Genomic DNA, 18,845 nt, shown 5'->3' with positions numbered 1-18,845 from the left:
TCATGCTCCATGGCGGGGATCGAAGACGTCGCGCAGCCCGTCGCCGAGCAGGTTGAACGCGAGACTCACGAGCAGGATCGCGATGCCGGGCAGCGTCGCGACCCACCACGCGTCGAGCAGCACGTTGCGGCCCGACGCGACCATGAAGCCCCACTCGGGGCTCGGCGGCTGCGCGCCGAGGCCGAGAAAACCGAGGCCCGCGACGGTCAGGATGATGCCGGCCATGTCGAGCGTCGCGCGCACGATCACCGACGACATGCACAGCGGCATGATGTAGCGCAGCAGGATGCGCGGGCCCGACGCGCCTTGCAGCCGCGCCGCGTGGATGTAGTCGGCCTGCGCGATGCGGATCGTTTCGGCGCGCGCGAGCCGCGCATACGCGGGCCACGCGGTGATCGAGATCGCGACCACCGCGTTGATCACGCCGGGGCCGAGCGCGGCCGCGAAGGCGAGCGCGAGCACGATCTTCGGGAACGCGAGCGCGATGTCGGTGATGCGCATCAGCACGCTGTCGACGAAGCCGCCGCAATAGCCGGCCGTCGTGCCGATCAACAGGCCGATCGGCACGACGATCACGACGACGAGCAGCGCGATGCCGAGCGTCAGGCGCGACCCGGCGATCAGCCGCGAAAGGATGTCGCGGCCGAGCTGGTCGGTGCCGAACCAGTGCGATGCAGAGCCGGGCGGCAGCAGGCGATCGGACAATACCTGGCGCAGTGGATCGTGCGGCATGATCAGCGGGCCGACGATCGCGATCGCGATCAGCGCGACCAGGATCGCGAGCCCGAACAGGTTGAGCGGATTCGTGGCGAACCGGCGCCAGCGGCGGTACGCGAGGCCGAACGCGGCCTGCGAGCGCGACGCGGGTGCGTCGGACAGCAGCCACGCGCGCGGGGAGAGACGCTCGGCGCTCATGATTGGACGACCTTCGGCATGGACGATGAAAGAAGCGGAGTGGAAGCGGTCATGTCGATGCGGCCCTCAGCGCGCACGCGGATCGAACACGCGGTACAGCGCGTCGGTCAGCAGGTTGACGGTAATGAACATCACGCCGATCACGAGCGTCGCGCCGAGCACCGCGCTCATGTCGGCGTTCAGCAGCGCACCGGTCAGGTACGAGCCGAGCCCCGGCCACGCGAACACGATCTCGGTCAGCACCGAGCCTTCGAGCAGGTTGCTGTACGTGAGCGCGATCACGGTGAGCAGCGGCACCGCGATGTTGCCGAACGCATGCCGCCAGATCACGCGACGCTCGGACAAGCCCTTCGCACGCGCGGTGACGATGTATTCCTGGCTCAGCTGGTCGAGCATGAACGAGCGCGTCATGCGGCTGAGATACGCGACCGAGTAGTAGCCGAGGATCGCGGCCGGCAGCGCGATGTGCGACACCGCGTTGCGGAACACGTCCCACTCGCCCGCGAGCGCCGCATCGATCAGCAGGCTCCCGGTGCGCGGGTCGACCATGCCGTCGTACACGGGATCGAGCCGGCCGGGGCCGCCGACCCAGTGCAGCCGCGCATAGAACAGCAGCAGCCCCATCAGCCCGAGCCAGAACACCGGCACCGAATTGCCGATCAGGCCGACGAAGCGCGCGATGTGGTCGATCGGCCGGTTGTGCTTCACGGCGGCCGCGACGCCGAGCGGCACGCCGATCGCGATGCCGACCAGCGTCGCGATCGTCGCCAGTTCGAGGGTGGCCGGAAACACGCGCTTGATGTCGTCGAGCACCGGATTCGCGGTCAGCAGCGATACGCCGAGATTGCCGTGCAGCACGTCACGCGCGTAGATCAGGAATTGCGTGACGAGCGGCTTGTCGAGGCCGAGCGCGATGCGCTCGGCCGCGTAGGCCTCGGCCGACGCGCGATCGCCGAGGATCGCGAGCACGGGATCGATCGGCACCTTGCGGCCGATCACGAACGTCAGCGCGAGCAGCCCCGCGAACGTGACGGCGAGCGTGAGCGCCCAGCGCAGCACGCGCAGTGCCCAGCGTACGGCCGGACGCCGCGCGGGCAGCGTGCGCAGTGCTTCGAGGGAGGAGGCGGGAGTCGACATGCGGCGAACCTTATTGCTTCTTCAGGTTGCGGTACGACACCAGATCGTTGATCGGCCCGACGTCGAGCCCGCTCACGCCGGGCCGCGTCGCGACCTGCGCGACTTTCTCGAACATGATCACGAACGGCGAGCGGGCGAGCACTTCCTTCTGCATCGTCTGATACAACTGCGCGCGCTTCGCGGCGGTCGGTTCGGCGAGCGCGGCGTCGGTTTCCTTCGTCAGTTGCGGGATGTCCCAGCTGTTGCGCCAGGCGAGCATTTTATAGCTCGACTTGTCGGCGTTGTCCGGATTCCACGCGAAACCCTGCGCGTTGCTGTGCGGGTCGATGTAGTCGGCCGACCATTCGCCGATGTAGATGTCGTGCTGGCGCGCGCGGTATTTCGCGAGCGTCTGCTTGTTGTCGCCGGGGATCAGCTGGACCTTGATGCCGGCTTGGGCGAAGTTCGCCTGCACCGCCTGCGCGATCTCCGTGTACGGATAGTCGTTGCGCACGTCCATCGTCACCGAGAAGCCGTTCGGCACGCCGGCCTTCGCGAGCAGCGCCTTCGCCTTCGCGACGTCGAGCTTGTACGGGTTCGTGTTCAGCGTGCCGAGGAAGCCTTCGGGCAGGAAGGTCTGGTGCACCTTGTAGGTCGTCTTCACGACGTTGCCCTGGATGCCCGCATAGTCGACCAGCCATTTCAGCGCTTCCTGCACGTCGGGTTTCGCGAGCGTCGGGTTCTTCGTGTTCAGGCCGAGATACAGCAGCGTCGCCTGCGGCGATGCCATGACCTTCGCCTTGCCGGACTTCACCACCGACGCGAGATCGTCGGGGCTCAGGTCGCGCGCCGCGTCGACGTCGCCGTTTTCCAGCAGCAGGCGCTGGCTCGCGGCTTCGGGCACGTGGCGCAGCACGATGCGCTTCATCGCGAGCGGCAGCCGGTAGCCGTCGAAGCGCTGCAGCACGATGCTGTCGCCGGCCGCCCACTTGACCAGCTTGTATGCGCCGGAGCCCGCTTCGTTGGTCTTCAGCCATGCGTTGCCGAAGTCGTTGCCCTGCTGGTGCGACAGCAGCAGCTTCCTGTCGAGCACCGACGCGGGCCACGAGCCGAGCACGTTCAGCACGAAGGTCGGCGCGTACTTGCGGTCGGTCGTGACCGACACCGTCGCGTCGTCGAGCTTCTTCACGTTCGCGACGACGTTCGCCTTCGTGAGGCCGATGCCGGTCAGCACGGCGGCCGGCCCCTTGTCGAGCAGCACCGCGCGCTGGATCGACCACGCGACGTCGTCGGCCGTCAGCGGGTTGCCCGAGTGGAACTTGAGGCCCGAGCGCAGCTTGAACGTATAGGTCAGGCCGTCGGGGCTCACCGTCCACGATTGCGCGACGTCGCCGTTGAATTTCGACGGATCGCGCAGGTCGACGCGCACGAGCCGGTCGTACGTATTCGCGACGTATTCCTCCGGCACCAGCTCGTAGATCTCGCCCGGGTCGAGCGTCGTGAATTCGTCGAGCAGCGTGGCCATCACGAACATGTCCTTCGGCGTTTCCGCATGGGCGGCGGAAAGCGGAACGGCGGCGAGTACGGACGCGGCGGCCAGCGCCGCGACGAGCCGGGAGATCGGGAATTTCATGTGCGCTCCATGGGGCGTTGAAGTCGTTGAACGTGAACGGAAAGGGGGGCGTGCAGCGTCGTTACATCAGGCGCCACGGGCCGCTGGCCGCGTTGTCGATCTGCGGCAACGCGTGCGAGCCGGGCAGTTCGTAGTGCCACCATTCGCTATCGATATGCGCGAAGCCGGCCGCATGCATCACGCCGAGCAGCAACAGGCGGTTGCGTTGCACGGCTTCGGGCAGCCCCGCGTGGAAGTGGCCGGACGCGGCGACCATCTCGTCGAAGCCCGTGCCCATGTCGAGCGGCGCGCCGTTCGCGCCGACGAGCGTCAGGTCGAGCGCGGTGCCGCGGCTGTGATTCGAGCCGCGGCCGAGATCGGCGACGAAGTTCGGATCGGGCAGGAACTCCCACAGCACCTGCTGCGCCTGCGGCGGCCGGTAGGCGTCGTAGAGGCGCAGCGTGAAGCCGGCCTGCGCGGCGACGTCGACCGCGCGGCGCAATGCGGCTTCGGCCGGTTCGAGCAGCAGGCAGTGCGCATGGCGGTAGATCGGCTTGCCGGTCAGGTTGCGCTCGGTCGCATAGACGAGATCGATCTCGACGCGATGCGTGGCGGGCGTGATTTCGACGAGGCGGTGATCGTTCATCGGCAGGGTGGGCTCGCTCATGATTCGAATTGGTCGAACGTGCGCTGCAGTTCGCGGTTGCGCGCGACGCGCCGGTCGATCGCGGGGCCGAGGCGGTCGACCACGGCCGTGATCAGCAGGTTGAACAGGCAGGTGAGCGGCGCGAGCGAATCCCAGAACTGGCCGACGTCGGTCTTCACCTGCAGCAGGTCGGCCGGCCATTCGCGCGCCCACGGGCACGACAGGTCGGTGACCAGCGCGAACGGCTGGCCGCGCTCGGCGGCCGCCTGGCAATAGCGGCGCGCGCTGCGCGAATACGCGCGCGTATCGGTGACGACGCAGTACGGCCGCTCGAATTCGGAGTTCAGCGAATCGACGTACGAGCCCGACTGGCCGTCGGAATAGAACACGCGCGGGCGCAGGTATTCGAGGTAGCTGCTGAATGCGTTGCTGATGCCGCGCGTCGACTGGATACCGAGGATGAACACGGCGTCGGCATGTGCGATCCGGTCGGCCACCTGCGCGAACACCGGGCTTTCGGCGAGGCGGTACACGTGGCGGATCGCGTCGAGCTCGCGCTCGAGCGACGACGCGAGCGTGCCGTCGCTGCCGTTGCTGTCGCGCTCGCCGGTGGTCGTTTGCGTGGCGGCGACGCGGCGGTACTCGTCGAGGCGGTCGGTGATCATCCACGGGCGGTCGCTGCCGCCGCGCAGTTCGCGTTTCAGGTCGTCGAGATTCCGGTAACCGACGCTGCGCAGGAAACGCCCGACCGAAATGCCGCTGGTGCCGGTCTGCTGCGCGATCTGGTCGGCCGTTTCGAGCCCGAGCCGATCGAGGTTCGCGAGCATGTAGCTCGCGATGCGCTTGGCCGTCGGCGTCAGCTCGGCAAAGCGGGATTCGACGGTATGGGCGAATGCACAGGTCATGGGTCTGTTAGATCGTTGTCATTGAACGATTCAATGTCATCTATCTAACAAAGCCAAAATCAATCACGCCAGCGGATAAAAACTATGACTTGGCAGTGTGTGATAGGAGCGAGGCACGTGCGCGCCACGACCGGGCAGCAAGGAACCGTAACGTGGAAATATTCCTGTGAGAAATATTGCGCGTTTATTCCTATCAGAGATAATTTGCGTTTATGCCTGTCAGAGATATACTGCATGGATTGCATCCAGGACACCCCCCGTGAATTTCATCGTCAATACCCCCGCTCAACTGGGCGAAATTCTGTCGTCCGCGCGTCAGGCGAAGGGGCTGACGCAAGCTGAGGCGGCGGCGCGCATCGGCGTCGGCCAGTCGCGCCTGTCGTCGCTCGAGACCACGCGTACCGAAAGCCTGTCGCTCAGCCAATTGCTCGAATTGACCGCGCTGTACGGTCTCGATCTCTGCATCCGCACGAAGGACGGGCGCGGCGCTGCCGACGTCGAGTGGTAAGCGATGGGGCGCAAATCGCACACCCGCGCGCTGTCGATCTGGGCCAACGGTCAGCGGGTCGGGACGTGGCGGATTCCCGCGCGCGGCGACATGGAGCTGCTGTACGACGCCGGCTGGAAACAGTCGGATGCCGGCCGCCCGCTGTCGCTGTCGCTGCCGTTCGGCGTCGGCCCTGCGCCGTTGCGCGGCGAGCGCGTGAACCACTACTTCGACAATCTGCTGCCCGACAGCGACGCGATTCGGCGCCGGCTTGCGTCCCGGTTCGGCACGGCGACGATCGAGCCGTTCGATCTGCTCGCCGCGCTCGGCCGGGACTGTGTCGGCGCGGTGCAGTTGCTCGGCGAGGATGAAACCCCGACCGGCCATGACCGGATCGACGGTACGCCGTTGTCCGACGACGAGGTGGCGCGCGTGCTCGATCAGGCGAGCGGGGCGGCGGGCGGTGCGCAGGACGACGACGACTTCCGCCTGTCGCTGGCCGGCGCGCAGGAAAAGACCGCGCTGCTGTTTCACGACGGGCGATGGATGCGTCCGCATGGCGCGACGCCGACCACGCATATCCTCAAGTTGCCGCTCGGGCTGGTCGGCAACAAGCGTACGGATCTGACGACATCCGTCGAAAACGAGTGGCTGTGCCTCGCGATCCTGCGCGCGTTCGGCCTGCCGACGGCGGCTGCCGACATCCTGCGTTTCGGCGAACACAAGGTGCTGTCGGTCGCGCGCTTCGATCGTGCGCTGCATCGTGACGGCGGATGGCTGTTGCGCTTGCCGCAAGAGGATTTTTGCCAGGCGCTCGGCGTGCCGCCGCATCTGAAATACGAATCGCAGGGCGGCCCCGGCGTGCCCGATCTGGCCGGCATCCTGCGCCGGTCGGAAACGGCGCAGGCCGACCTCGACACGTTGTTCGCCGCGTTGGTGGTGTTCTGGATGCTCGCCGCACCGGACGGGCATGCGAAGAACTTCAGTCTGCGCCTGCTGCCGGGCGGCCGCTTCCGTCTGACGCCGCTCTACGACGTGATGTCGATCTGGCCGGTCGAGGGAGATGGCGCGAACCAGTGGTCGTGGCACAAGGCGAAGCTCGCGATGGCCGTGCACGGCAAGCGCAAGCACTATGCGATGCGCGATATCACGCGCCGGCACTTCACAGCGATGGCGGAGTATTGCCTGCTTGGCGATATCGCTACGCCGATCGTCGAACGACTCATCGCGATGACGCCGCACGTGATCGAATCGGTCGGCGCGGCGCTGCCGGCCGGGTTTCCGGCGAGGATCGCGGAACGCATTCTCGGCGGATTGCGCTTCGCCGCGCAACGACTTGCCGACATGCCGCGAGAGTGACCCGGTCCCGGTCTCGGCCGGGCAGGTGAAAGCCGGCGCATCCGCATTTTCCCGTTCCGGTTTGCGCGCCAGGAAACCCGAATCAATGGCATTGGGCCGCCATCGCGCGGTGCGCCTATCGATCTCTTCTCGTCGCCATTCGTCCCTCCCGCTGCATCGCAATCATTACAAAATTAAAGCCGATCAGATTAACTCATGAATCAAGGTTAATAATTCATTTAATTTTTAGTGGAAATTGGATTTAACTTGCGTCACGGGATGTTTGATTTTCGGTAATTCGAAAAACGGCAAGTGTTCCGTAATGGAAATTCTCTCGATTGTAGGAATGAAGAGGAAATCATGACGAATCTTTCTCGACGCAAGATGCTGGCGGGTACGGCCGGCGCCATCGCTGCCGCGGGCATCGCGGTATCGGCCAAGGCCGCCTCGTTCGGTAATCCGGACCGCCCGCCGGAAGGCGCGGTGAATGCGCGCAACCGCCAGAGCCTGACCGACCCGGGACCTAAAAATCCGGCCATCGCCAATCAATTTCCGTCTTTTCAGGATCCGCCGGCCACCGATATCAACGGGATGCCGTTATTCTGGGCGTCTTTCAATAATGCCCATAAACGGATTCAGAATGGCGGGTGGGCGCGCGAAGTCACGCAGGACGATTTCGCGATTTCCGAAACCATTTCCGGCGTCAACATGCGGCTGACGCGCGGCGGCATTCGCGAGATGCACTGGCACCAGCAGGCCGAGTGGGCCATCATGCTCGACGGCCGCTGCCGGATCACGGTGCTCGACGAACTCGGGCGGCCGTCGGTGCAGGACGTCAAGACCGGTGATCTCTGGTATTTCCCGCCCGGCCTGCCGCATTCGCTGCAGGGCCTCGGCAGCGACGGCGCCGAATTCCTGCTCGCATTCGATAACGGCCGCGCATCGGAATTCAACACGCTGTTGCTGACCGACTGGATCGCGCATACGCCGCCCGACGTGCTCGCGCTCAACTTCGGCGTGCCGGCCGACGCGTTCAGGAACGTGCCGCTCGACAACCTGTGGATCTTCCAGGGCGACGAACCGGGCCCGCTCGCGGACGCGCAGCGCGCGTCGGCCGCGTCGGCCGGTGCGCCGCCGCATCCGTTCGTCTTTTCGCTCGGCGACATGAAGCCGGTCAGGAAGACGCGCGGCGGCGAAGTGCGGATCGCGGACAGCACCAACTTCAACGTGTCGACGACCGTCGCGGCGGCACTCGTCACCGTGCATCCGGGCGGCATGCGCGAGCTGCACTGGCACCCGAACGCCGACGAATGGCAGTACTACCTGCAAGGCGACGCGCGGATGACGGTGTTCGATACGGGGCCGAAGGCGCAGACGGCCGACTTCCGCGCGGGCGACGTCGGCTATGTGAAGAAGAGCCTCGGGCACTACGTGCAGAACACCGGCCAGACCGATCTCGTGTTCCTCGAGATCTTCAAGACCGACCGTTATGCGGAGGTGTCGTTGTCCGACTGGCTCGCGCATACGCCGCCGAAGCTCGTCGAAGCGCACCTGAACGTCGCGCCGGACGTGATCGCGCAGTTTCCGCGCAATCGTCCCGACGTCGTGCCGCTGTAACGCCGCCATCGTCCTGCCATGGCCGGCACGCGGCAGGCCGGCCGCGGCACGTGCGCCCGAATCAGCCTTTCTCATTCGAACGGAAACTCCACCATGATTCCCGTCCCGAGCAAACCTGCCGGCGGCTTCGCGCTGCCGGGCCTGTCCACGGAGCACACCGACGGCGCGGCGCAGGCCGCGCTGGAAGGGCGCCGCACCGGCGTCGCCGCGTGGCTGCCGTTCGTCGGCCCGGCCGTGATCGCGTCGATCGGCTACATGGACCCCGGCAACTTCGCGACCAACATCCAGGCCGGCGCCGCGTACGGCTACCGGCTGCTGTGGGTCGTGCTGGCCGCGAACGCGATCGCGATGCTGTTCCAGGCGATGTCGGCGAAGCTCGGCATCGTGACCGGCCGCAATCTCGCCGAACTGTGCCGCGACCGCTTCCCCGCGCCGGTCGTGTGGGGCATGTGGATTGCATCCGAGATCGCCGCGATGGCGACCGACCTCGCCGAATTCCTCGGCGGCGCGCTCGCGTTCGGACTGTTGTGCCACCTGTCGCTGTTCGCGGGGATGATCGCCACCGCGTTCGCGACCTGCGCGATCCTCGCGCTCGAAAAGCGCGGCTTCCGGCCGCTCGAAGCGGCGATCGCGGCGCTGGTCGGCGTGATCGGCGCGTGCTATCTCGGCGAACTGCTGATCGCGCCGCAGGACTGGCATGCGGCCGCGTTCCATCTGGTGGTCCCGCAGATTCCGGATCATGCGGCGCTGACGATCGCAGTCGGGATCATCGGTGCGACGATCATGCCGCACACGCTGTACCTGCATTCGGGCCTCACGCAGGATCGCACCGCGCCGCGCGACGACGGGGAGCGGCGGCGGCTCGTGCGTTTCTCGAACCGCGAGGTCGTGGTCGCGCTCGGGCTCGCCGGGTTCGTGAATCTCGCGATGGTGATGATGGCATCGTCGGCGTTTCACGTGGCCGCGCCGGGCATGACCGACATCGGCGACGCCTATCACACGCTGATCCCGGTGCTCGGGCCGGCGGCCGGCGCGCTGTTTCTCGTCGCGCTGCTGACCTCGGGCGTGTCGAGCTCGGTGGTCGGCACGATGGCCGGGCAGGTCGTGATGCAGGGCTTCATCCACCGCCGCATGTCGATCTGGGTGCGGCGCGCGGTGACGATCGCGCCCGCGTTCGCGGTGGTCGCGCTCGGCTGCGACGTCACGCGGGCGATGGTGGCCAGCCAGGTCGTGCTGAGCTTCGTGCTGCCGATGCCGATGATCGCGCTGCTGATGCTGTCGGCGCGCGCGGACGTGATGGGCGCTTATGCAATGCGGATGCCGCTGCGGATCGTCGCCGGCGCGGCGACGGTCGTGATCGTCGGGCTGAATGCGTACCTGGTATGGGCGGCCTTCAATTGAACGGGGGCGGGCCGGCCCTCACTGCTGCATGTCCGGCGCTTCGCGCAGCCGCCAGATCGCGTTGCACTGCTGGCCGCCGAGGCTCGTCGCGCGCAGCGTGATGACGGCGCCGGCTGCCACCTGGTACCAGAAATGCGCCATCAGTTCGGTGCCTTTGCGCTGCGCGTGGCCGTCGACGAGCACCTCGCACAGCAGCGGCGACGGCGAGCCGGACGGGTGCGTGACGTAGACGTTCAGCCGTGCGATGTCGCGGGTCGCGGTGAACACGACTTCGTGGTTCCCGCTGCCGACGAGCATCGTGCCGCCCGGTTCGTCGATCGCCTGCAGGTAGGCGCCCGCGCTTGCCTCGATCGCCGCGGACGCAACGGTCAGCCCGGCCGATTGCACGTAATCCGCCGCCGCGATGCGTGCAGCGAGCGCATCGGACGGCGCCGGCGTGCCGTCCGACAGCGCGAACGGCCGGCCGTCGCGCAACGCGGCGTCGGCGTGGCTCGCGTAGTAGCGCCACCGGTCGAGGAAGCGGATGTCGCCGGTCATGTGCAGCGCGCGGATCGGCTCACCGTGATACCTGAGCGTCGTCTTGCCGCTGCCCGCATCGAACGATTCGTGAATGCCGTACTTGCTGACGAAGTTCTGGACCGGGTCGAGCAGCGCCGTTTCGCCTTGCGCGCTCCACAGATGCAGGAACGTCGTATCGATGCCGAAGCATTCCTGGAAATCGGTGCCGATGCGGGCGATGCAGTCGCGCAGGTGGTCGGCATAACGCGCCCATGCGTCGGCGGTCCCGGCGACGAGCCCGGCCTGCAGCGCACCGCCGTGGCGTGCGTTGACTTCGTCGACGACGAGGCGCCAGTGATGGTCGCGCCGCTCGCCGATCAGCGGCGTGACCACGAACGTGCAGAACAGCGGGTCGGGGCACACGTGGAGCCGGTCGTCGCCGATCTGCGAGAACAGGTCGAACGGCGGCGTGCAGAACCAGATGTCCGCGTCGTACAGCGCGAGCTTGCGGATCTGCGGATGGCGCGCGCAATACCCGGCGGCCTCGATGAAGCGGCCGACCGGCAGCGCGTAGGCGCCCGACGCGTCGATCACGTCGACCGACTGGCTCGCGAGGATTTGCCGCTTGCGGTCGGACAGCCCGTAGCCGATCACCGCGATCCGCCCGTCGTAGTCGGCGTGCCGAAGCGACAGCAGGAACGGCACGAGCATTTCGTACCACGCGCGGTTGTTGTCGTTGATCGCCACGCAGACTGCGTGCTCGCTCGAATGCATGTTCTCGTCCCGTTACGTGTGCCCGGCGCGGTATCCGCGCGATGTCGGTCATTGTAAATCGCCGCCGCACGGCTCGGCGCAGGCCCGGCGCCGGCACGGCGGCCCGCGGCGATACCTGCGCGGCGGCGTGGCCGCGCGCGCGGGCGGCCGCGATTACTTCGCGAGCGTGCGGTATGACACGAGGTCGTTGATCGGCCCGATTTCCGGTCCGGTCGCGCCGGGGCGCGTGGCGACCTGCACGACCTTCTCGAACATGATGATGAACGGCGAGTTCGCGAGCACGGCCTTCTGCAGCGCTTCGTAACGCTGCGCGCGCTTCGCGGGCGACGGCTCGACGAGTGCGGCCTCGGTGTCCTTCGTCAGTTGCGGAATGTCCCAGCTGTTGCGCCACGCGAGCATCTTGGTCGGCGACTGGTCCGAGTTGTCCGGATTCCACGCGAAACCGCGCGCGTTGCTGTTCGGGTCCATGTAGTCGGGCGACCATTCGCCGACGAAGATGTCGTGCTGGCGCGCGCGGTACTTGCCGATCGCCTGCTTCGCGTCGCCGGGGATCAGCTTCACGCGGATGCCGCCCTGCGCGAAGTTCGCCTGCAGCGCCTGCGCGATCTCGAGGTACGGATAGTCGTTCGGCATGTCCATCGTCACGTCGAAACCGTTCGGCAAGCCGGCCTTCGCGAGCAGCGCCTTCGCCTTCGCGACGTCCTGCTTGTACGGCCGCGCATTCAGCGTGCCGAGGAAGCCTTCGGGCAGGAAGCTCTGATGTACCTTGTACGTCGTACTGACGATGTTGCGCTGGATGCCGTCGTAATCGACGAGCCACTTCATCGCCTGCTGCACCTCGGGCTTCGCGAGGTTCGGGTTCTTCGTGTTCAGGCTCAGGTACAGCAGCGCCGACACCGGCCACGACGCGATCTTGATCTTGCCGGCCTTCGACAGCGCGGCGAGGCTGTCGGGGCTCAGGTTGCGCGCGGCGTCGGCGTCGCCGTTCTCCAGCAGCAGCCGTTGCGCGGACGCTTCGGGCACGTGGCGCAGCACCACGCGCTTCATTGGGTACGGCGTGCGGTATTTGTCGAAGCGCTGCAGCACGATGGTCTCGTTCGGCGTCCACTTGACGAGCTGGTACGGGCCCGAGCCCGCGTCGTTGGTGCGCAGCCAGCCGCTGCCGAAATCGTTGCCTTGCTGGTGCGACAGCAGCAGCTTCTTGTCGAAGACCGAGGCCGGACACGCGCTCAGCACGTTGAGCACGAAGCTCGGCGCGTACTTGCGGTCGGTTTCGAGCACGACGGTTTGCGGATCGACCACGCGCACCTTCTGCGTCACGTTCGCCTTCGTCAGGCCGAGATCGGCGAGCACGCCGGCCGGCCCTTTGTCGAGCAGGATGGTGCGCTGCAGCGACCACGCGACGTCGTCGGCGGTGACCGGGTTGCCGGAATGGAACGTGAGGCCCGGGCGCAGCTTGAACGTGTAGGTCACGCCGTCGGCGCCGACCGTCCACGATTGCGCGATCTGTCCGTCGAAGCGCGTCGGGTCCTTCAGGTCGACGCGCACCAGCCGTTCGTAGGTGTTCGCGACGTATTCGGACGGCACCAGCTCGTAGATCCCGCTCGGGTCGAGGGTCGTGAATTCGCCGAGCTGCGTGGCGACGACGAAGATGCCGGGCGGCGTGGCAGCCTGCGCCGGCAGCGCCGGAACAAGCGCGACGAGCGCGGCGCTGACGAACAGCCGGGACAGCAGGTGCTTCATGTGGGCTCCATCGAAAAGGAATCGTGGTGCGATTCTCTCATCGACGGGCACCCGGATGAAAATATTCGGCAGGCGCGCCGGTTGGCGCGCAGCGGCAGGCAGGTGGGCCGGGCGGGCGCCCGGTGCCGAAGGACGTCAGATCGCGCAGCGCGCGACGGCGAAGCGCATCGCTTCCTCGGCCGGCTCGTTGCCCGAGCCGCGCACGACCTTGATCACCGAGCCGTTGCCGGACGGCGTCAGCGTGACGAAGTACGAATTCGAGCCGACGGCGATGTCGGTCACGCCGTTGTGCTGCGATTGTTCGGTGCCCGACAGGCGGCTGTCGAGGCAGTTCGCGACCGCGTAGGCCGGACGTTGCGACGACACGTAGATCATCGGCGCGGCGCCCGAGCTAGCCGAATCGGACGAGGGCGCGGAACCGCAGGCGGCGAGCAGGGTGGCGGGAAGGAGCAGCAGGAATCGTTTCATGGTCGGTCGTCGGGTGTCTCGTATCGAGGCTGGGGCGCGGGGTGGCGAAACGCGAAGCTTCGCGACGAAACCGCCCGGAATCGGGCCGTTTTTGACGGAACGCGATGCAACAGGCGGCTGACGACGGAGTATACCCGCAGCATTTGACGCCGTTGGCGCGTTGAAACGATTCGATACAACAAGCGCCCGCTGTCGGGCGGGCGCTTGCTCCGGTTATCACCGTTACTGGCGGATCACTCGGTCGTCGCGATGCCGGCGCGCAGTCCGCCGCCGCGCATGCGGATCAATGCGCGCCGGCCGCCGCCGCATCGGCCTCGCCGCCGCCCGAGCGCGCCGGTTTCGTGATCCAGATGAGCGGGATGATCGCGATGAAGATGATCGCCGACACGTAGAAGATGTCGTTCAATCCCATCACGGCCGCTTGCGAATCGACCGACGCATTGAAGAACGCGAGCGCCGAATCGGGGCTCAGGTGCATCAGCGAACGGGTCGTGTCGAGCTGCTGCGTGAAGACCGGATTGGTGACGCTCGCCTGTTCGGTGAGCCGCACGTGGTGCAGGATCGTGCGGTCGTTCCACGCATTGCTGATCAGCGACGTCCCCACCGCGCCGCAGAACGTGCGGCCGAAATTCGACAGGCCGGCCGCGGCCGGAATCTTTTCCGGCGGCAACCCGGACAGGATGATCGACGTCAGCGGCACGAAGAACATCGCCATCGGAATGCCTTGCAGCAGCGTCGGCAGCACGAGATCCCAGTGCGACACGTCGGTGTAGAACGTCGTGCGCATCGTGAACACGACCGCGAAGCCGACGAACGCGAGCGTCGCGAGATAGCGCGGATCGGTGCGCGACAACAGGCGCCCCATGACCGGCGTGAGCAGGATCGCGAACACCCCGAGCGGCGCGGTGGCGAGCCCCGAATCGACCGCGCGGTAGCCGAGATAGCCCTGCATCCATTGCGGCAGCAGCACGAGCGTGCCGAAGAACATCCCGTACGCGACGGAAATCGCGATCGTGCCGCCCGCGAAGTTGCGCTGCGTGAAGAGCCGCAGGTCGACGATCGGGTTGGCTTCGTTCAGCTCCCATATGAGGAAGAACGCGAAACCGATCAGCGCGACGATGCCCAGTGCGACGATGACAGGCGAGTTGAACCAGTCGAGATCCTTGCCCTTGTCGAGCATGATCTGCAGCGACGCGACCCACAGCACGAGCAGGAGCAGGCCGACCGTATCGATCGGCATGCGGCGCGTGGCCGATTCGCGATCGCGGAACACGAACCACGTGACGGCCGCCGCGAAGAAACCGACCGGAATGTTGATGTAGAAGATCCACGACCAGTTGTAGTCGTAGGTGATCCAGCCGCCGAGCGACGGCCCGGCGATCGGCCCGACGAGCGCCGTCATCGACCACAGCGCGAGCGCCGCCGACGACTTCTGCCGTGGCCACGCGCCGAGCAGCAGCGCCTGCGACAACGGCGCGAGCGGCCCCGCGACCGCGCCTTGCAGGATCCGCGCGGCCAGCAGCGTCGGCAGGTTCGGCGCGATCCCGCACAGCCACGACGCGAACACGAACAGCAGGATCGACGTGACGAACAGGCGAACCTGGCCGAAGCGCTGCGTGAGCCAGCCGGTCAGCGGAATCGACACCGCGTTCGCCGCCGCGAAGATCGTGATCACCCACGTGCCTTCGTCGACCGACACGCCGAGGTCGCCCGAGATCGTCGGGATCGCGACGTTCGCGATCGACGAGTCGAGCACGTTCATGAACATGGCGAGCGATACCGCGATCGAGCCGATCGCGAGCTTGGCGCCCGACAGCGGCGCCTGGGGTGACGGAGATGACATGGTGTTCCTGCGTGATGAAGGAGAGGCCGCGGGGCGCACGCGCCGGCAGCCGCGCACGCGCGTGCGACGCCTGCGCGGGCGGGCCGCGAAGCGGACAGACACGCACCGCGCGCGAGCGGCCCGGCAAACGAGGGGCCGCTCGCGCACAGCGTGCGGTTCAGGCGTTCAATCGGATCGGCGAAGCCGTGACGGGCTTCGGCAAGCAGGCAGGCCGGTCAGGAAGGCGCGACGCGCGTGACGCGTCGGCGGGCAGCGCTCGCGTGGCTGCCGTAGCGTGCGTGGTCTTTTTTCATCGTCACAGGCTAACGATGCGGCGAACGGCGATCAACGCTTGCGCGCTCATTAATTCCTTTCCTGCGCCGCAATAATGCAGTCGACGTGCATCGATTGCAGGCCTACGGCGCGGTCCGCCACGCGGTGAAGATCTCGGTCAGGAACTCGACGAATGCGCGCACCTTGCTGTCGAGCGTCGCGCGCTTCGGGTAGAGCGCGTGCAGCTCGACGTCGTCGGTGCGATGCCAGTCGGGCAGCACGATTTCGAGTTCGTTGCTCTCGAGCCGCCGGGTGGTGAAGTGGGTCGAAATCAGCGCGATGCCGCCGCCGCTCGCGGCCTGGCGCAGCACCGTGAGCGATTCGTTCGAGATCAGCACGGGCCGCACCGGCACGTCGGCGACGTCGCCGGCCGCGTTGGTGAGGCGCAGCGTCAGGCCGGGCGTGTCGCGGCCGACGAACAGGATGTCGTGATCGGCGAGATCCTGCGGCGTGTGCGGCCGGCCGGCGCGGTCGAGATAGCGCGGGCTGGCCGCGAACTTCGCGTGCGACCAGCCGAGCGAGCGCGCGACATAGCCGGAATCGGTCAGCACGCCGGCGCGCAGCGCGACGTCGAAGCCGTGTTCGACGAGGTCGAGCGCGCTGTTGTCGTAGATCAGCACGAGCTGGACCAGCGGGTAGCGCCGGCGAAACTCGGCGAGCGCCGGTTCCAGTTCGAACAGGCCGATCGCGTAGGGCACCAGCACGCGCAGCGTGCCTTCGGGTTCCGTGCGCAGCGCGCGCACCTGACGGTCCGCGTCGAGCAGGATCTCCTCGGCGCGCAGGCAACGTTCGTAATAGTCGCGCCCGGCTTCGGTGACGGACACGCGGCGCGTCGTGCGGTACAGCAACTGGACGCCGAGATCGTCCTCGAGCTGCCTGATCTTGCGGCTCACGCGGCTGAGCGGCATGTCGATTTGCGTGGCGGCGGCGGTGAAGCTGCCGCGTTCCACCACGCGCAAGAATATCCGGATGCTCTCGAGGTCCATGCGATTCGTTTCAGTAGTCGGCATGCGCGCATCTTACCGTCGCGGGCCGGATCACTGCAGGTCGAGCCGATTATCCCGCTCGGCGCAATAACGCATTCCGCCGCTGCCCCGTAGTGGCGGCCGGCACGCGACCGTATGCTCGCCGGATGAAATTCGCATTCCCCAGCATGCCGCCGCTCGCGGCCGTCCGGGCCGCGCTGCGCGACGCGCGCCCGACGTTGCCGCCCGGCGCGCTTGCATTCGCACTCCGCAATACTGCCGCGTCGCTGCTCGCGCTCTATATCGCGTTCCGGATGAATCTCGACGATCCGATGTGGGCGGCCTCGACCGTGTGGATCGTCGCGCAGGGCAGTCGCGGGATGGGGCTGTCGAAGAGTCAGTATCGGATTCTCGGTACCGCGATCGGTGCGGCCGTCGCGCTCGCGCTGACCGGCGCGTTCGCGCAGACACCCGAACTGTTCCTGCCGGCGCTTGCCGCGTGGATCGGCCTGTGTGCGGGCGTCGCGACGTTCCAGCGGAATTTTCGCGCGTATGCGGCGGTACTGGCCGGCTATACGGCCGCGATCATCGCGATGGACGCGGTGTCGGCGCCGCTGCAGGCGTTCGACATCGCGGTCGCGCGGTTCCTGTACGTGGTGGTCGGCATCCTGTGCGGCGCGCTGTTCGAAACGGTGTTCGCGCCGGGCGCGCCGCTGAAGGATGTCCGGACGCGGCTCGCGCGCTATCTCGACCGTGCGGTGGCGGTCGGCGCGGGCGCGCTGCGCCGCGAGCCGAACGCCGCGGCCGTGCATCGGCTGTTCGCGGATGCGCTCGAACTCGACACCGCGGCAGAATATGCGGCGGCCGGCGCACCGCCGGTGCGCAACGCGATCGGCCATTTGCGCGCGGCGGCGCTCGGTGTGCTGACTGCGCACGCGGCGGGGCAGGCGATTGGGGAACACGCGGCGCGTGCGGGCGATGCGCCGGACCCGCTGGTCGACGAGGTGGCGCAGGTGCTCGACGGTATCGCCGCATCGGGCGACGCGGGGCACCGGATGGCCGCACTGCGCGCACGCGTGGACGACGCGCTGCGCGCCGAGGCCGCCGCGCCGGCCGCTCCGGACACGTCGCGCCTGCTCACGCTCGACCGGCTGTCGGCACTGCTCGGCGGGTTCGACCGCGCGTTCGCGAGCCAGGCATTGCTCGACGGGCCGGTGCCTGCACCCACACGCGTGCGCTACGCGTTCCACCGCGATCCGGTGCTCGCGTGCCACAACGGCATCCGCGCGTTCATCGCGGTGCTGGCCGCGTCGGCGATCTGGATCTTCACTGCGTGGCCGGCGGGCGGCGGGTTCGTCGCGATCGCGGCCGTGGTGAGCGCACTGTTCTCGACACGCCCCAATTCGGTGCGTGCGATCGTCGGTTTCTTGAAAGGCACGGCATGCGCGGCGGTCGCGGGCGTCGTCTGCAACTTCATCCTGCTGCCGGCGGTGTCGGGCTTCGAAATGCTCGCCTACATCCTCGGCGTGTTCCTGATCGGCACCGGCCTCGCGATGCGCCATCCGCGCACGGCCTCGATGGGCAGCGCGTTCTCGATCTTCTTCTGGAATTTCACGTCGCCGGACAACACGACGCGCATCGGCGACGCCGCGTTCCTGAATAGCGCGCTCGCGACGCTGCTCGGCATCGCGTTCGGCGCTTTGGTATTCGCGCTGGTGTTTCCCGGCGATCCCGGCACGAGCCGGCGGCGCCTGCATCGCGCGGTGCGCCGCGATCTGACGGGGATCGCGCGCGATCCGCGGGCGTGGCCCGCGAGCGCGTGGCTGAGCCGCACGGCCGACCGTCTCGCGCGCGAGCTCGGTTTCGCGGGCAGCCTGCCGCAGACATTGATCGAGCGCGACATGCGCGATCTGCTCGCGATCTGGGGACTCGGCGACAGCCTGCTGTCGCTCGCCGAACTAGCCACGCGCGAACCGGCTGCGCGCCGCGCAGCGGCGGTGGTGCGTGGGCGCATCGCGCGAGCCGATTTCGCGCGGCTCGAACAGGCCTGCGCGGCAGCGACCCGCCTGTTGCGGCGTCGCGTGGCCGCGCGCGACGGCGACGACGCGCATGCGTTGCTGAGCGGCGTGGTCCTGCTGCGGCGGATCGCGGACGCGGCCGCCGAGCATGGCGACTTCCTGCGCGGCCGCCGCGATTGAGCGTGCG

General features: G+C 67.5%; 15 protein-coding genes. 5 read left to right on the top strand and 10 right to left on the bottom strand.

Annotated elements, in window-relative coordinates; translation table 11 throughout:
- From nikC to HWW87_RS18825, 5 genes are all read right to left on the bottom strand, one after another.
- Positions 1–915 carry a nickel transporter permease gene (gene nikC, locus HWW87_RS18845; RefSeq protein WP_175821608.1) on the bottom strand — a complete coding sequence of 305 codons (915 nt, stop codon included), beginning with the start codon at positions 913–915 and terminating at the stop codon, positions 1–3.
- 66 nt (positions 916–981) lie between these two features.
- Positions 982–2,052, bottom strand: coding sequence for an ABC transporter permease (locus HWW87_RS18840; RefSeq protein WP_175821607.1), 1,071 nt, complete (start codon positions 2,050–2,052; stop codon positions 982–984).
- Between the two features lie 10 nt (positions 2,053–2,062).
- Positions 2,063–3,664 carry an ABC transporter substrate-binding protein gene (locus tag HWW87_RS18835; protein ID WP_175821606.1) on the bottom strand — a complete coding sequence of 534 codons (1,602 nt, stop codon included), beginning with the start codon at positions 3,662–3,664 and terminating at the stop codon, positions 2,063–2,065.
- A 61-nt stretch (positions 3,665–3,725) separates the two neighbouring features.
- Positions 3,726–4,289 (bottom strand): D-alanyl-D-alanine dipeptidase, encoded by a 564-nt coding sequence (ddpX, locus tag HWW87_RS18830; protein ID WP_174430234.1) that lies wholly within the window; start codon positions 4,287–4,289, stop codon positions 3,726–3,728.
- A gap of 17 nt (positions 4,290–4,306) precedes the next feature.
- The gene (locus HWW87_RS18825) at positions 4,307–5,194 is read right to left on the bottom strand and encodes a MurR/RpiR family transcriptional regulator (RefSeq protein WP_175821605.1); all 888 of its coding nucleotides are present in this window, start codon (positions 5,192–5,194) and stop codon (positions 4,307–4,309) included.
- 259 nt (positions 5,195–5,453) lie between these two features.
- Between HWW87_RS18825 and HWW87_RS18820 the strand changes: the two genes are divergently transcribed.
- The 4 genes from HWW87_RS18820 to HWW87_RS18805 all read left to right on the top strand — a co-directional run bounded on the left by HWW87_RS18820 (position 5,454) and on the right by HWW87_RS18805 (position 10,037).
- The gene (locus tag HWW87_RS18820; RefSeq protein ID WP_174430212.1) at positions 5,454–5,702 is read left to right on the top strand and encodes a helix-turn-helix transcriptional regulator; all 249 of its coding nucleotides are present in this window, start codon (positions 5,454–5,456) and stop codon (positions 5,700–5,702) included.
- 3 nt (positions 5,703–5,705) lie between these two features.
- Positions 5,706–7,040 (top strand): type II toxin-antitoxin system HipA family toxin, encoded by a 1,335-nt coding sequence (locus HWW87_RS18815; RefSeq protein ID WP_175821604.1) that lies wholly within the window; start codon positions 5,706–5,708, stop codon positions 7,038–7,040.
- A 339-nt stretch (positions 7,041–7,379) separates the two neighbouring features.
- On the top strand, positions 7,380–8,636 hold the full coding sequence (locus HWW87_RS18810; protein WP_175822105.1) for an oxalate decarboxylase family bicupin: 1,257 nt from the start codon (positions 7,380–7,382) through the stop codon (positions 8,634–8,636).
- A gap of 93 nt (positions 8,637–8,729) precedes the next feature.
- Entirely contained in the window at positions 8,730–10,037 is a 1,308-nt protein-coding gene (locus HWW87_RS18805; protein ID WP_175821603.1) for an Nramp family divalent metal transporter, read from the top strand.
- Between the two features lie 18 nt (positions 10,038–10,055).
- Here HWW87_RS18805 and HWW87_RS18800 read toward each other — a convergent pair whose 3' ends face one another.
- The 5 genes from HWW87_RS18800 to HWW87_RS18780 form a co-directional block, all read right to left on the bottom strand.
- A complete protein-coding gene (locus HWW87_RS18800) occupies positions 10,056–11,309 on the bottom strand; it encodes a hypothetical protein (RefSeq protein ID WP_175821602.1) in 1,254 nt (417 codons plus the stop codon).
- A 153-nt stretch (positions 11,310–11,462) separates the two neighbouring features.
- Complete coding sequence (locus HWW87_RS18795) at positions 11,463–13,052, bottom strand: ABC transporter substrate-binding protein (protein WP_175821601.1); 1,590 nt, start codon at positions 13,050–13,052, stop codon at positions 11,463–11,465.
- A 135-nt stretch (positions 13,053–13,187) separates the two neighbouring features.
- Entirely contained in the window at positions 13,188–13,520 is a 333-nt protein-coding gene (locus HWW87_RS18790) for a sugar ABC transporter ATPase (RefSeq protein ID WP_175821600.1), read from the bottom strand.
- 283 nt (positions 13,521–13,803) lie between these two features.
- Complete coding sequence (locus HWW87_RS18785; protein WP_175821599.1) at positions 13,804–15,363, bottom strand: DHA2 family efflux MFS transporter permease subunit; 1,560 nt, start codon at positions 15,361–15,363, stop codon at positions 13,804–13,806.
- A 395-nt stretch (positions 15,364–15,758) separates the two neighbouring features.
- A complete protein-coding gene (locus tag HWW87_RS18780) occupies positions 15,759–16,661 on the bottom strand; it encodes a LysR family transcriptional regulator (RefSeq protein WP_175822104.1) in 903 nt (300 codons plus the stop codon).
- A gap of 146 nt (positions 16,662–16,807) precedes the next feature.
- Between HWW87_RS18780 and HWW87_RS18775 the strand changes: the two genes are divergently transcribed.
- Complete coding sequence (locus tag HWW87_RS18775) at positions 16,808–18,838, top strand: FUSC family protein (protein WP_175821598.1); 2,031 nt, start codon at positions 16,808–16,810, stop codon at positions 18,836–18,838.
- Positions 18,839–18,845 lie beyond the last annotated feature (7 nt).

The sequence above is a fragment of the Burkholderia sp. BCC0419 genome, assembly GCF_902830285.1.
In the GTDB taxonomy this organism is placed as follows: Bacteria; Pseudomonadota; Gammaproteobacteria; order Burkholderiales; family Burkholderiaceae; genus Burkholderia.
The sequence above is the reverse complement of the archived record's forward strand: the minus strand, read 5'-3'. Positions and strand labels throughout refer to the sequence as shown.

Bases quoted from the DNA above. Each gene is read 5' to 3' on its own strand.
- nikC (WP_175821608.1), bottom strand. From the start codon at position 915: ATGAGCGCCGAGCGTCTCTCCCCGCGCGCGTGGCTGCTGTCCGACGCA.
- HWW87_RS18840 (WP_175821607.1), bottom strand. From the start codon at position 2,052: ATGTCGACTCCCGCCTCCTCCCTCGAAGCACTGCGCACGCTGCCCGCG.
- HWW87_RS18835 (WP_175821606.1), bottom strand. From the start codon at position 3,664: ATGAAATTCCCGATCTCCCGGCTCGTCGCGGCGCTGGCCGCCGCGTCC.
- ddpX (WP_174430234.1), bottom strand. From the start codon at position 4,289: ATGAACGATCACCGCCTCGTCGAAATCACGCCCGCCACGCATCGCGTC.
- HWW87_RS18825 (WP_175821605.1), bottom strand. From the start codon at position 5,194: ATGACCTGTGCATTCGCCCATACCGTCGAATCCCGCTTTGCCGAGCTG.
- HWW87_RS18815 (WP_175821604.1), top strand. From the start codon at position 5,706: ATGGGGCGCAAATCGCACACCCGCGCGCTGTCGATCTGGGCCAACGGT.
- HWW87_RS18810 (WP_175822105.1), top strand. From the start codon at position 7,380: ATGACGAATCTTTCTCGACGCAAGATGCTGGCGGGTACGGCCGGCGCC.
- HWW87_RS18805 (WP_175821603.1), top strand. From the start codon at position 8,730: ATGATTCCCGTCCCGAGCAAACCTGCCGGCGGCTTCGCGCTGCCGGGC.
- HWW87_RS18800 (WP_175821602.1), bottom strand. From the start codon at position 11,309: ATGCATTCGAGCGAGCACGCAGTCTGCGTGGCGATCAACGACAACAAC.
- HWW87_RS18795 (WP_175821601.1), bottom strand. From the start codon at position 13,052: ATGAAGCACCTGCTGTCCCGGCTGTTCGTCAGCGCCGCGCTCGTCGCG.
- HWW87_RS18790 (WP_175821600.1), bottom strand. From the start codon at position 13,520: ATGAAACGATTCCTGCTGCTCCTTCCCGCCACCCTGCTCGCCGCCTGC.
- HWW87_RS18785 (WP_175821599.1), bottom strand. From the start codon at position 15,363: ATGTCATCTCCGTCACCCCAGGCGCCGCTGTCGGGCGCCAAGCTCGCG.
- HWW87_RS18780 (WP_175822104.1), bottom strand. From the start codon at position 16,661: ATGGACCTCGAGAGCATCCGGATATTCTTGCGCGTGGTGGAACGCGGC.
- HWW87_RS18775 (WP_175821598.1), top strand. From the start codon at position 16,808: ATGAAATTCGCATTCCCCAGCATGCCGCCGCTCGCGGCCGTCCGGGCC.